Raw genomic sequence first — 13,050 nt, forward strand, 5'->3', positions numbered from 1 at the left:
CCCCCACGGCCCCCACGGCCCCCACGGCCCCCACGGCCCCCACGGTCCGCCCGGCGACGTCCGCCGTCCGGACGTCGCCCACCGACCCTGCTCACACCACCGAGGAGATGCCCGTGGACGACCGACGAGCCGTGATCGTGGGTGTCGGCGAGGTGCTCGGCAACCGCGACCGCGATCCCGACGCCGCCCGCGAACCGCTGGAGCTCATCCTCGAGGCGGTCCACGCGGCAGCGGGGGATGCCGGTGGCGGCGATGCCCTGCTGCGGGCGGTCGGCGACGTCTCGGCTGTGAGGACCAGCAGCTGGGCCTACGACGACGCTGCGGCCCTCGTCGCCCGGTCGATCGGCGCGGCCGCGCAGCACCTCGAGGACACGACCGTCGGCGGGCATTGGCCGACGCGGCTGCTCGAGCGGGCCGCTGCCCGGATCGCGTCCGGTGAGACCGAGGTCGCGCTGTTGGTCGGTGGTGAGGCGCAGGCCTCCGTCACCGCGCTCGCGAAGGCCGGGCGGGACCCGGTCGCCGCCGCGGGGTGGTCCGCGCAGCCGGGTGGTCCGCCGTCGTTCGATCCCTCGGAGCTCGGGACCCCGCGGATGCTCGCGGGCGAGATCGTGCTGCCGGCGCGCGTCTACCCGATGTTCCAGAACGCGCTACAGGCCGACCTCGGGTTGGCGCCGTCCGAGGGGGTGCACCGATCGGCTGCGCTCTACGCCCGTCTCACGGAGGTCGCTGCGGCCAACCCCGCCGCCTGGAACCGCGAGGTGCGGACCCCCGACGACATCGCGACGGTCGCGCCGGGGAACCGGATGGTCGTCGAGCCCTACCCCCTCGCTGTGAACGCCATGCCCCACGTGGACCAGGCCGCCGCCGTGCTCGTCACGTCGGTCACCGCGGCTCGGGCGCACGGCATCCGCGAGGACCGGTGGGTCCACGTCTGGGGTGGAGCCGGGGCCACCGACACCGCCGACGTGCTCGAACGTCGCGCCTTCCACCGCTCAGTCGCCCTCGAGCTGGCGCTCGACCGAGCGATGGATCGCGCCGGGCTGACCGCGAGCGATCTGGAGCTGGTGGACGTCTACAGCTGTTTCCCGGTGGTCCCCGAGCTACTGATGCGGCACCTCGGCCTACCCGACGACGCCACCCCGAGTGCCACGGGCGGCCACGCGGCCTTCGGTGGTCCGCTCAGCAGCTACTCGCTGCACGCGATCGCCGCGACGACACGTCGGCTGCGACACGACGCGTCGGTGGCGATGGTCCACGCCAACGGCGGCTACCTCACCGAGCAGCACGTGACCGTCCTCGCCGATCGTGCCCACCCGGACGGGTACGTCGGTGACCCCGACCCGACCCCGGTCGACGCGACCGACGCCCCGCCGGTCCGCGACGCTGCCGACCTGCTGCGCCAGGTCGACGGCCCGATCGACCTACGCATCGAGACCTGGACGGTCGAGCACGGGCGCGACGGCCAGCCCGCACGTGCCTACGTGATCGGCCGGACCAGCGACGGCACGCGGGTCGCCGCCGCGACGGCGCCAGGTGACCTCGCCGCTGCCGCATCGCTGTCCCTCGCCGCGCTCCCATCCGGAGATCTGACCCACATCGGCCGCACCGTCGCGTTGACGTCGCTCGACGCCGGCCCCGTCATCGTCCCCTGACAACCTCACCGAGGAACCGACCGTGACCGATCCCACCGCACCCGTGACCGACCCGCCGGCCGCCGACCCCGTCCTCGTGGAACGGATCGACCACACCGTGGTCGTCACGCTGAACCGTCCCGAGGCCCGCAACGCCGTCGACACCGAGGTGGCGACCCGCGTCGGCGCAGCGCTGGCCGAGGCGGACGCGGACCCGGAGGTGTGGTGCCTGGTGCTCACCGGCGCGGGGGACCGGTCGTTCTGCGCCGGCGCCGACCTCAAGGCGCTCGGTCGCGGCGAGCTCCCGCTCGTCCCCGAACACCCCGAGTGGGGGTTCGCGGGCTACGTCAGCCACGCCGTGTCGATCCCCACCATCGCGGCGGTCAACGGCCCAGCGCTCGGGGGTGGGACCGAGCTGGCGCTCGCTAGCGACCTGGTCGTCGCCGCCGACACCGCAGCGTTCGGTCTGCCGGAGGTCAAGCGCGGGATCATCGCCGCGGCGGGAGGGGTGCTCCGGCTGCCGCAACAGCTGCCGACGAAGGTCGCCATGGAGGCGATCCTGACCGGCGACCCCATCACGGCCGAGGACGCCGCGCGGTGGGGCCTGATCAACCGGATCGTCCCGCAGGCCGAGGTGCTCGACCGGGCGCTCGAGTTGGCTGCCCGGGTCTGCGCGAACGCCCCGTTGGCGGTGCAGGCCAGCAAGCGGCTCGCGACCGGCATCGTGGACCGCAGCGTGCCGTCCGAGTCGGGCGACTGGGCGCGCAACCAGGCCGAGATCGAACGGGTCGGTGCGACCGCCGACGCGATGGAGGGCATCACCGCTTTCGCCCAGAAGCGCGCCCCCGTCTGGCAAGCCCGCTGACCCGCGGCGCCGGCTCCACCGATGTTCAGGCGGCAGGTCGTTCCCGCAACTTCCTGGGCTCCCGCCCAGGAAGTTGCGGCAGAGCCCGGCCGCACCGGCTCCGGCGAACGAGGTGATGCAACTTCCTGGGCTGCGGCCCAGGAAGTTGTCCGAGCGCAGCCGCCGAGGGTCAGGGGTGGGCGAGGTCGGCGAGCGGGTCGGCGTCGCGGGCCCTGCGCTTCTCGGCACGGAGGTACCCCCACAGACCGAAGTGCGCCAGGATCCCGACGCCGAGGACGACCGCCGGCACCCACTGGCCGTCGAACGCGAGGATGACCGCGGCGATGAACGCCAGGCCGACGAGCACGGCGCGGAGGGTGTTCAGGGCGTCCACGTTCGAGCCTTCCAGCGGCGGTCGGGTGGGCCGGAGACGAGGGTACCCAGCGCCGGTGTCGGCTCCGGTCGCGGAGGGTGGCTGGAGTAGCCTCCGATCCTCCGCATCCCGCCCCGCGAAGGCCGTCCCACGTGACCGAGCGCACCTTCCCCGCCGACGAGACGCTGACCCCCGAGCGGGCTCGCGAGCTCGGTCACGAGCTCGGTCTGCGCGGTGACGAGTACGACCAGGTCGTCGAGACCCTCGGCCGGACGCCGACGGTCTCCGAGCTCGGGATGTACTCGGTGATGTGGTCCGAGCACTGCTCCTACAAGTCGACCAAGATCCACCTGCGCGGCCTGGCCACCGAGGCGCGTCCCCACGAGCTCGGGGGGCAGGTCGGACGGGTGCTGGCTGGACCGGGGGAGAACGCCGGGGTCGTGGACGTCGGCGACGACCTCGCCGTCGCGTTCAAGATCGAGTCGCACAACCACCCGAGCTACGTCGAGCCCTACCAGGGGGCGGCCACCGGGGTCGGTGGGATCCTGCGGGACATCTTCACGATGGGTGCCCGGCCGATCGCGGTGATGGACCCGTTGCGCTTCGGCGACCCGGGCGGGTGGACCGACGGCACGGGCCGCGAACGTCCGGTCGACGCCTTCCAGCGCCACCTCATCGACGGGGTCGTGCGCGGCGTCGGCGGGTACGGCAACTGCGTCGGTGTCCCGAACATCGGCGGCGAGCTGGTGTTCGACGAGACCTACGCCGGCAACCCCCTCGTCAACGTGTTGGCCATCGGGGTGCTGCGCAAGGACCGACTGCAGCTCGCCAAGGCGGAACGCGTCGGTGACAAGGCGGTGCTGCTCGGGTCCGCCACGGGCCGCGACGGGATCGGCGGCGCGTCGGTCCTCGCCAGCCAGGAGTTCGACGACGCGCTCGAGGACAAACGACCCAACGTGCAGGTCGGCGACCCGTTCGCCGAGAAGCAGCTCATCGAGTGCTGCCTCGAGCTGTACGAACGCGACCTCGTCGCCGGCATCCAGGACATGGGCGCCGCCGGCATCGCCTGCTCGACCTCGGAGCTGGCGTCCAAGGCGTCGCTCGGGATGGACGTCGACCTCGACCTCGTCCACCTGCGTGACCCGACGCTCGACTCCTGGGAGATCCTCTGCTCGGAGTCGCAGGAGCGCATGCTCGCGCTCGTCGGCCCCGCCGACCTCGACGAGGTGCTCGCCGTCGCTGCGAAGTGGGGCGTGCCCGCCTCGGTCATCGGCGAGGTCAGCGACGGCGACGCGCTCGTGCTCCACCGGCGCGGCGAGGTCATCGCCGACCTGCCGGCGCGATCGCTCGCCGACGAGGGCCCGACCTACGACCGCCCACGTGAGCGGCCGGGGTGGCTCGACGACTACGCGGCGGTCGACGCCGAGTCGCTCCGCCTGCCGGGTGAGGGTGGCGGTCCGGACGGGGCCCACGACCTCGGTGCCTTCGCCCTCGGGTTCCTGGCCTCCCCCAACATCGCCACCCCCGACTGGGTGACGCAGCAGTACGACCACCTCGTGCTCGGCGGCACCGTGCTCGCTCCGGGGATGGGGGACGCGGGGGTCGTGCGCCTGCCCGGTTCGAACCGGGCGGTCGCCTGCGCCACCGACGGCAACGGCCGCTGGTGCGAGCTCGACCCGGTCGAGGGCACACGCCGCGTGGTGGCCGAGGCGTTCCGCAACGTCGCCTGCGTCGGGGCCCGCCCGCTCGCCACCACCAACTGCCTGAACTTCGGCGATCCCGAGCGGCCCGAGATCATGTGGCAGCTGGCGGAGTCCATCCGCGCCCTCGGCGAGGCGACCCGCACCCTCGGCGTCCCCGTCACCGGTGGCAACGTGTCGCTCTACAACCAGACGCGAGGGCGGGCGATCCACCCGACCCCGGTCGTGGGGATCCTCGGGGTGCTCGAGCACGCCGAGGACGCGATCGACATCGCGCTCGAGGACGAGGGTGACCTCGTGTTCCTGCTCGGCGCCCCGACCGCTCCCGGGCTCGCGGGATCGGAGCTGCAGCGCTACCTCGACGAGCCGCTCGGTGGCGTGCTGGCGCCGGTCGATCTCGAGCTCGAGGCAGCCATCGCCGAGGTGCTCCACCTCGCCGCCGCGGAGGGGTGGATCCACTCGGCGCACGACGTCGGCACGGGGGGGCTGCTGGTCGCGCTCGCCGAGTGCGCCGTGGCGGGGGACATCGGCGTGGACGTGGACGCCGGCGCCGGCCTGCCCCCCGCACAGGTGCTGTGCAGCGAGGCCCCAGGACGGGTGATCATCACGGTCCCGTCCCGTCGCGTGCGCGAGTTCGCGCAGCTCTGCGCTGATGCCGAGGTGCCGCTCGCGGACGTCGGCACGGTGGGTGGCGAACGGCTCACGATCCGTGGGTTGGTCGACCTGCCGATGGACGAGGTGCGACGGGCCCTGACCGGTGGCCTCGCGGCGACGCTCGGGCGCTGAGCGGAGCGGCTGCACGGGCCGCTGCGACGAGGTGGCACGGGCCGCCCAGGCCGGTTGGACCGGCGTCGACCGCGCCGTGCGAGCGGGTGCCGCACGCAGCGTGAACATCCCGCTGCGGGACGTCCACACGGTCGGGTCCGTGGCCCATCGAACCCGTCCGTGCCGGGCACAGTCGCCGCGGAGCCGGGCCGCCGCTGATCCCCCGAGGAGGAGGCCGCGATGGTCCACCACCCGCCCCTCGACGTCGTCCGCCGCACGGTCTCCCGTGCGACCCGGCCCGCCTTGGTCCCGTTCCGGGCTGCCCGGGACCTCGCCTCACACGCCACCCCGTCCGACGACGCCACCGCCGGGCACACCGATGCCCCAGGCTCCGAACTCGACGAGCTCGCCGCCCTCAGGGTCGCGAGCGCCGACGATGTCGAGGACCCGGCCCGCCGGGCGACCCGCTCCGCAGCTGCCTACCTCGAGACCCGCCGCGAGCGGTTGCGCCGCGAGCTCGACGAGCTCGCCTGACCGGCGTTGCCGCAGCCGCCGCGCGGCCAGTCGCCGGCATCGGGGTCGTCGGGCTGCGTCGGCGGTCGGCCGTCAGGCGAACTTCGGCCGCCGACGGAGCAGCGCCGCCGTCGACAGCGCGAGCAGCCCCAGCAGCACCGAGCCGTTCGCGCCCGTGACCGGCAGGGGGCGGTCGTGGCTCACCGGCTGCGGTTCGACCTCGTCACCGGACCCGTCCGCAGGTCCCGCGACGGCGTCGCCTTCGTCGGGGCTGGGTCGGCCTGCCGTCCCGACGATCGGCAGCGAGCCCGCGAGCGTCACGTCGAGCACGGCCGGGACCCGTCCGCTCGCGTGCATCAGCGAGTTGGTCGCGACCTGAACGTCGAGGTGGTCGCCCTCGGGGAGGGTGTAGGCCAGCCCCGGCATCGGCACGTCGACGGTGACCTCGCCGTCCGACAGGTCGACCGCGATGGCGCCCTCCTGGAGGTTGAGCACCTCGCCGGCCTCGCGGTGGACGAACTTGACGAAGATGTGCGCCGTCGGTGATGCCTGGTCGAGCGGGACCGTGGTGCCCGACACCGTGACCGTGACGTCGGGGATCGCCAGGATCTCGAGCGGACCGTCCTCGGCCACGGCGACCGGGAACGTCGCGCCGCGCGGGTCGCCCTCTGCCGTCGGTACCGAGGTCGTGATCGGCAACCCCGGGATGCCCTCGGGCACGGCGATGAGACCGGCGAGCCCCTCGACGTCGGGGATGTCGAGGACGGGAACCACGACGAGCCCCTCGGCCTGGCCCTCGAGCGGCACGGCCGTCGCGCCGGGCAGCGGCATGCTCGGCGCGGAACGCCACTCACCGTCGTTGGTCCGGTACTCGATCGGGGCGCCGGTGGCCACGTCCTCGCCCTTCAGGTGCCGGGCGAACCACGCAACGATGGCGTCGTCGAGGTGGGCGCGATCGCCCGCGTCCGCGTAGGTGTCGGGACACGCGACGTGGCCGCCGCAGAAGGCGACGAACCGTGCCGGTGCCCCCTGGTCTCGGACGTGCTCGTAGATCCGGTAGCCGTCGGTGAGATCGAAGAGGGTGTCGACCGATCCCTGCATGACCAGCGTCGGCACGGTCACGGGGTCGGTCTCGCCGTAGGACGCGAGCGACGACTTGGCGAAGAAGTCCAGGGTGTCCGGCCCGACGGTCCCGCTGGTGATGAACTCGGTGACGCCCTGGTCGATGGCGGGGTCGAGCCCCCCGTCCTGCGGCCCAGCCGGGCAGTCGGGGGACTGGCCGAGGAGGGTCGCGGTGGCCTTGCCCGCCGCGTAGAGGGCGGCGACCCACCCCTGGTTGACCACCTCGCCGGAGTAGAGCGAGTACCGCAGGTCGGCCCACGAGATCTCCGGAGCGAGCGCGTCGAGCCGGGAGTCGATCGACGCGGTCGCGGTCTGGATGCCGCCGGCGTACGAGCCGCCCGTCATGCCGACGATCGGGTCACCGTCGATGCTGGCGACCGGTGCGTTCGCGACGGCCCAGTCGATGAGCGCGGACACGTCCCGTCCCTCGAACTGCGGGTCGTCGATACGCACGGTGCCGCCCGAGCACCCGAACCCTCGCTGGTCCCAGGTCAACACCGCGTAGCCCTCGTCGAGCAGACGCGCGAGCGTGCCGGTCCCGACCTCGGTCTCGCCGGTCCCACCCCACCCGTGGGTGCGCAGCACGAGCGGCACCGGCGCATCGTCGGACGCACCGGACGGCAGGAACAGCGTGGAGACGATCGGCGTGCCATCGAAGGACTCGACCACGTGGCTCGTGACCGTCGGCGCCTCCTGGGCGCTGGCGGGAGCCGTCGAGGCGACGAGGGCCACGGCGAGTGCCGCGGCCATCAGGCGGGGTGAGGTGCGCACGAGGGATCCGTTCGGGCCGCGCGGGAGGAGGGGCGTCCGGTGTCTTCGCCACCCGACGTGGGGTCTCCTGCCTCCGCTGCGCGGGCCGGGCGGCACGCCGGACCGGTAGCGTCCCGCGGATGTCTCCACCGTCCGCTCCCGTCGACCCGGCGCCGGCCGTCCCACCGGCGCGGCGACGTCACCGCCACATCCTGACCCTCGCCGTCCCCGCCGTCGGCACCCTGGTGGCCGACCCGTTGCTCGGCCTGGTCGACACGGCGGTGGTGGGACGGCTCGGGGCGGCGCAGCTCGGAGGGCTCGGACTCGCGGTCGGTGTCCTGACAGCGCTGTCCTGGGTGTTCAACTTCCTGGTCTTCGGGACGACCTCGACGGTCGCCCGCGCCGTCGGTGCCGGCGATCGCCACGCCGCGGGCCGGCGCGTCCAGCACGCGGGACAGGTCGCGGCGGTCATCGGCGTCGTGATCGGGCTCGTGCTGCTGCTCGGTGCCCCGGCGCTGGTCCACGCGTTCGGCGCCGTGGACGAGCTGGTCGACCCGGCGGTGACCTACCTGCGCATCCGGGCGGTCGGCGTGCCGTTCCTGCTCCTCGGCTACGTCGGACACGGTGCGTTCCGCGGCGTGTCGGACACGCGGACCCCGCTGCTCGTGGCGCTGGTCGCCAACGTGATCAACGCGGCGCTGACCTACGTGCTGGCGATCCCGCTCGGGTTCGGGCTCACGGGCGCCGCGTGGGCCACGGTGGTCGCCGAGGTGGTGGTCGTCGTCTGCTTCGCGGTGCTCCTCGGCCGTACCGGGCTGCCCATCGCGGGCCACGGCCGTCCGGGTGCGGTCGAGCTCCGGGCGCTCGTGGTGGTCAGCCGGGACCTGTTCCTGCGCACCGGCGGGCTGGTGCTCGGCCTGCTCGCGGTCACCGCGGCAGCGGCGCGGGTGGGTGCGGTCACCGCCGCGGGACACCAGGTCCTCTACCAGACGTTCCTGCTGGTCAGCTTCCTGATGGACGGCTTCGCCATCGCCGGCCAGGCCATCGTCGGTACCAGCCTCGGCGCGGGGCGTCTCGACGAGGCGCGCGCCTACGGGCGGGATCTGGTCCGGTGGGGGATCGGCGGAGGTGCGGTCGTCGCGCTGGTGCTCGTGGCGGGACGCGACCTGCTGCCGCGCCTGCTGACCGACGACCCGGCGGTGCTCGGCGTCATCGGGACGGCGTGGGTCGTCGCTGCCGTGGCACACGTCGTGAACGGGCCGGTCTTCGCGCTGGACGGCGTGCTCATGGGTGCCGAGGATTTCGCCTACCTGCGGACGTGGACGGTCATCGCGGCCGTCGTCGGGGGCGTCGCCGGCCAGCTCGTCCCCGTGGTGGGTGGGGGGCTGCTCGGGCTCTGGCTGGCGATCGAGGCGCTGATGGTGATCCGGCTGGTGTCGCTGGTCCTCCGTGTCCGAGGTGACGCGTGGGGGCGACCGGGGGCCGCGCTCGTCACGGGCCCGCCCGGCCCCAGCAGCTCCGGAGGTCGAGGGTGAACGCCGTCGGGGTGATCGGGCAGGTGTGGCGCTACCCCGTCAAGTCGCTGGTCGGGGAGCAGCTCACCGCCGTGGACGTCGACCGACGCGGGGTCACCGGGGACCGGCTGTGGGCCGTGACCGACCCTGACGGCAAGCTCGGGAGCGGCAAGTCCTCGCGGCGCTTCCGGCGGATGGACGGGCTCCTCCAGCTCACGGCGAGCGTCGAACGCGACGACCTGGTCCCCACGATCCTCCTCCCCGACGGTCGGCGTCGCGCCGCGGACGACCTGGACGTGGACGGCCTGCTGTCCGAGCACGTCGGCCGACCGGTCCGGCTCCGTGCCGAGCGCGACGTGCCGCACCACGACGACGGTCCGCTCCACCTCGTCACCACCTCGTCGCTGGCAGCAGCGGCCGACGAGCACGGTGGGGAGGTCCGCGTCGCCCGGCTGCGGCCGAACCTGGTGCTCGACACCCCGGACCTCGTCGGGCTCGTGGAGGACAGGTGGGTCGGGCGCACGCTCGCGATCGGGCCCGAGCTCGTCGTCCGCGTCCGCGACGTGATGCCTCGCTGCATCATGGTCGACCAGGCGCAGATCGGGCTCCCGACCGACGGCAGGCTCCTCGACACCCTCGGACGGCTGAACGGCGCCTCGCTCGGCGTCGTGGCCGACGTCGTCCAGCCGGGTCGTGTGCGGGTGGACGACCGGGTGGTGCTCGGCGTTCGTGACGGCACCTGACCGCCCTGCTCATCACGGAGCCGAGCTCACCAGCCGGACGGTGACGGTCGCGGTCAGGAACCGGTGCTCCGGTCGACCGACGACGGTTCCCAGACGCCGTGCAAGAAGGCGTCCATCTCGTCGAGGACCCGTGCTGGTCGGGTGCGGGCCTCGATGATCGAGTTCGCCTCGACGAACCGGGAGTCCGGCAGCTCACGCACGAGCGCCGTCGCGTCGTCGACCGCGTGGAGCGGATCGCGTCGGTGTCCGAGGACCAGCGAGGGGATGTGCATGTTCCGCCGCGACTTCTCCGGCGGGGTGACCGCACCGACGAACAACCCGTGGAGCACGGCGCCGAGCTCGCGCGGGTGCACGCCCATCAGGGTGACGAAGGGATCCAGGGGGTGACCCGTCGCCGGGAAGGCGCGTGCCAGCCGGCGCAGGGGTGCCCACGCCCACGGCAGGTAGCGCAGGCTCACCATGATCGGCAGGAAGACGGCGGCGCCGACCATCGTCCCGCGTTCGAGGACCGGCATCTCGAGCACCATCCCTCGGACGCGATCCGGGGCACCGTGTGCGACCTGCAGGGCCACGTTCGCGCCGAGCGAGACCCCGCCGATCACGGCCTGGTCGAGCTCGAGGTGGTCGAGCAGGGCGACCGTCTGCTCGGCCCACAGCTCCATGCGGTGGTCGTAGGCGTGCGTCGGGTGGTCGCTGCGCCCGTGCCCGAGGAGGTCGAGCAGCACCACGCGGTGGCCGCGTTCCGCGAGCGCTCGGCCGATACCCCGGTTGAGGGTCGCGTCGAGCAGCAGCCCGTGCAGGAACACGAACGTGCGCGGCCCCTCACCGTGGGTCTCGTAGACGAGGCGGTGGCCCTCCCAGATGAACTCGTCGATGCTGGCCTCGGGCACGATCGGCCTCCCTCGCTCGCGGCCTCCCTCGCTCGCGGCGTCGCCGCGACTGCGAGGCGGACGGTAGGCGGTGGAGCTCACCGGGCGGTCACCGGACGAAGGTGGCGACGGTCTCGAGGTGGTGGGTCATCGGGAACAGGTCGAGCGGCTGCGCGCCGGTCAACCGGTAGCCGGCCTCGGTCAACGCGCGGGTGTCGCGGGCCAGCGCGGCGACATCGCAGGCGACGTAGACGATGGCGGCGGGACCGAGCGCGACGAGGTCGGCGATCACGTCGGTCCCGGCACCGGTGCGTGGCGGGTCGAGCACGACGACGTCGGGGGGATCGAGGTCGGTGCGTCCGCGTTCGGCGACGGCGTGCACCAGGTCCTCGACCGGAGCTTGCTCGACACGGACCGGGAGATCAGCGTCGGCCGCGTTGCTCACCGCCCAGCGTGTCGCGGGCCGGTGTCCCTCCACCGCCACCACCTCGGCACCGGCTCGCGCGAGCGGCAGGGACAGCAGCCCGACGCCCGCGTACAGGTCCCAGACGAGCGCACCGTCGACGGCGCCCACGGCGCGCAGCACCTCGTCGACCAGCGCCTCGGCGCCGCCGGCCGACACCTGGAAGAACGAGGTCGTGTCGAAACGGTAGGTCAGGCCGGCGACCCGCTCCGCGAGGACGCCATCGCCGCGGATCGGTAGCGGCCTGCCGTTCGGTTGCGCGAGGACCACGTCGAAGTCGCCGTCCGGCAGGTCGAGCGGTCCGGGCCCCGGCGTGATCGTCACCGCGGCGGTCCCGGTGCTGGCGTGGGCGCGGAGCGACACCTCGGCGGCTCCCGTCCGGTCGCCGACGACGTCCCGCAACGCCTGCACCTCGGGCGTGCCCAACAGCACGCGGTCGACCGGGACCACCGCGTGGCTGGCGGCCCGGTGGAAGCCGAGTCGGCCGTCCGGGTCGGCGTGCAGGCGCACGTTGGTGCGGTACCCGAGGTCCGGTCCGACGGCTCGACACTCGTGGACCGGCGGCTCCGCGACACGTCCGAGCCGGCCGAGCTGCTCGCGCAGCACCCGGGTCTTGAGGCGACGCTGCCCGTCCGGAGCGACGTGGGCGAGGTCGCCACCTCCGAGCACGTCCGGATCCGCCACCGGCTCGACCCGGTCGGCGGAGGGGGTCACGACGTCGACGAGCGTGGCGCGGGCCCAGCTGCGGCGGTCCTCCACGACGCGGACCACGACCGTCTCGCCGGGCAACGCGCCGGGGACGAAGACCGCCTTCCCCTCGATGCGGACCACGCCCTCGCCGCCGTGGGTGAAGCCGTCGACGCGGACCGTCCTCGGGTCGCGCGGCAGCGCCGGGACGGCAGGCGACGCACGGCGGTCGCCCTTTCGCCCGCGTCCGCCGCCACGCGTCGGTGGGCGGCTCACCCGTCACCGCCCTCGTCGTCGAGCCCGAGCAGGTCGAGGCTCACCGCGAGGACGTCGAGGCTGGCCACACCGCGCTCCGCGTAGGCCCGCGCGTCCTCGATGGATCCGGCCGCGGCCGTGAGCTGGGCCCAGGCGATGGCCTGCGTCCCGAGGCCGGGCAGCTCGCCGATCGCGGTCTCGAGGCCGACGAGGTCGTCGGCCTCCCGCGTCGTGGCGGTCACCGAGGCGAGCACACCGGCCGCGTCGCGCTGCCACGCCCCGAGGTCGCCGGCGACCGGGTCGCGGAGCAGGTCCACCACGGCGTTGCCGAGCCCGCCGCCGAGCTCCCTGGCCGCCGACAGGGTGTGGGTCAGCTGGTCTGGAGCGTCGGTGTCACCGTCGCGGTCGAGGGTGTCGACCGGGAACAGCGGTCGGGGATCGGTCCCCGGGGCCGCGTCGGCCACCAACAGGGCGAGCGCGTCGTCACCCGCGTCGCGGGCAGCCCGCGGGTCGTCGCTCGCGAGCGCTGCGCCGAGGGCGCCCCGGGCGCTGACCACCGTCGAACGCAGACGCTGGACCTCATCGAGCAACACGTCCCGTGTCGGGTTCGGGACCGAGGAACCGAGCGGGGCCCGGCTCGGATCGCCGGCGGGCTCCTCCGGACCTGCCGCGGGCAGGCTGCACCCGGCGAGGAACGCGAGCACCAGGCACGAGCCGACGATCCGGCGGGTGGCGCTCCGGGCGTGGTCCGGACGTGTGGGGATCATCGCGGGCATCGTCCTCACGGCTGGACCCCGGTGCGCGGGTCCACCCCGTCCGCA

General features: G+C 73.9%; 11 protein-coding genes. 6 read left to right on the forward strand and 5 right to left on the reverse strand.

What is annotated here, in order from left to right; translation table 11 throughout:
• Positions 1-113 precede the first annotated feature (113 nt).
• Positions 114-1,652 carry an acetyl-CoA acetyltransferase gene (locus WEB03_RS16570; protein WP_368072025.1) on the forward strand — a complete coding sequence of 513 codons (1,539 nt, stop codon included), beginning with the start codon at positions 114-116 and terminating at the stop codon, positions 1,650-1,652.
• 22 nt (positions 1,653-1,674) lie between these two features.
• The gene (locus tag WEB03_RS16575; RefSeq protein WP_368072026.1) at positions 1,675-2,496 is read left to right on the forward strand and encodes a crotonase/enoyl-CoA hydratase family protein; all 822 of its coding nucleotides are present in this window, start codon (positions 1,675-1,677) and stop codon (positions 2,494-2,496) included.
• 169 nt (positions 2,497-2,665) lie between these two features.
• Here the strand turns inward: WEB03_RS16575 and WEB03_RS16580 are convergent, their stop codons facing one another.
• On the reverse strand, positions 2,666-2,869 hold the full coding sequence (locus tag WEB03_RS16580) for a hypothetical protein (RefSeq protein WP_368072027.1): 204 nt from the start codon (positions 2,867-2,869) through the stop codon (positions 2,666-2,668).
• A 131-nt stretch (positions 2,870-3,000) separates the two neighbouring features.
• On the opposite strand from WEB03_RS16580, the gene purL reads away from it, so the two are divergent.
• Together purL and WEB03_RS16590 are read left to right on the forward strand one after the other, a co-directional pair.
• Positions 3,001-5,334, forward strand: coding sequence for a phosphoribosylformylglycinamidine synthase subunit PurL (gene purL / locus WEB03_RS16585; protein ID WP_368072028.1), 2,334 nt, complete (start codon positions 3,001-3,003; stop codon positions 5,332-5,334).
• A 219-nt stretch (positions 5,335-5,553) separates the two neighbouring features.
• On the forward strand, positions 5,554-5,847 hold the full coding sequence (locus WEB03_RS16590; RefSeq protein WP_368072029.1) for a hypothetical protein: 294 nt from the start codon (positions 5,554-5,556) through the stop codon (positions 5,845-5,847).
• 72 nt (positions 5,848-5,919) lie between these two features.
• On the opposite strand, the gene WEB03_RS16595 is transcribed toward WEB03_RS16590, so the two are convergent.
• Positions 5,920-7,719 (reverse strand): alpha/beta hydrolase family protein, encoded by a 1,800-nt coding sequence (locus tag WEB03_RS16595; protein WP_368072030.1) that lies wholly within the window; start codon positions 7,717-7,719, stop codon positions 5,920-5,922.
• A 119-nt stretch (positions 7,720-7,838) separates the two neighbouring features.
• On the opposite strand from WEB03_RS16595, the gene WEB03_RS16600 reads away from it, so the two are divergent.
• Both WEB03_RS16600 and WEB03_RS16605 read left to right on the forward strand, forming a co-directional pair.
• Positions 7,839-9,233, forward strand: coding sequence for an MATE family efflux transporter (locus WEB03_RS16600; RefSeq protein WP_368072031.1), 1,395 nt, complete (start codon positions 7,839-7,841; stop codon positions 9,231-9,233).
• A complete protein-coding gene (locus tag WEB03_RS16605) occupies positions 9,230-9,955 on the forward strand; it encodes an MOSC domain-containing protein (RefSeq protein WP_368072032.1) in 726 nt (241 codons plus the stop codon). Before WEB03_RS16600 ends, WEB03_RS16605 begins: the two co-directional genes overlap by 4 nt.
• 53 nt (positions 9,956-10,008) lie before the next feature.
• Here the strand turns inward: WEB03_RS16605 and WEB03_RS16610 are convergent, their stop codons facing one another.
• The 3 genes from WEB03_RS16610 to WEB03_RS16620 all read right to left on the reverse strand — a co-directional run bounded on the left by WEB03_RS16610 (position 10,009) and on the right by WEB03_RS16620 (position 12,996).
• Positions 10,009-10,845 carry an alpha/beta fold hydrolase gene (locus WEB03_RS16610; protein WP_368072033.1) on the reverse strand — a complete coding sequence of 279 codons (837 nt, stop codon included), beginning with the start codon at positions 10,843-10,845 and terminating at the stop codon, positions 10,009-10,011.
• 88 nt (positions 10,846-10,933) lie between these two features.
• On the reverse strand, positions 10,934-12,250 hold the full coding sequence (locus WEB03_RS16615; RefSeq protein WP_368072034.1) for a class I SAM-dependent RNA methyltransferase: 1,317 nt from the start codon (positions 12,248-12,250) through the stop codon (positions 10,934-10,936).
• Entirely contained in the window at positions 12,247-12,996 is a 750-nt protein-coding gene (locus WEB03_RS16620; protein ID WP_368072035.1) for a hypothetical protein, read from the reverse strand. Before WEB03_RS16620 ends, WEB03_RS16615 begins: the two co-directional genes overlap by 4 nt.
• Positions 12,997-13,050 lie beyond the last annotated feature (54 nt).

Source organism: Nitriliruptor sp., from assembly GCF_040882075.1.
GTDB lineage: Bacteria > Actinomycetota > Nitriliruptoria > Nitriliruptorales > Nitriliruptoraceae > Nitriliruptor.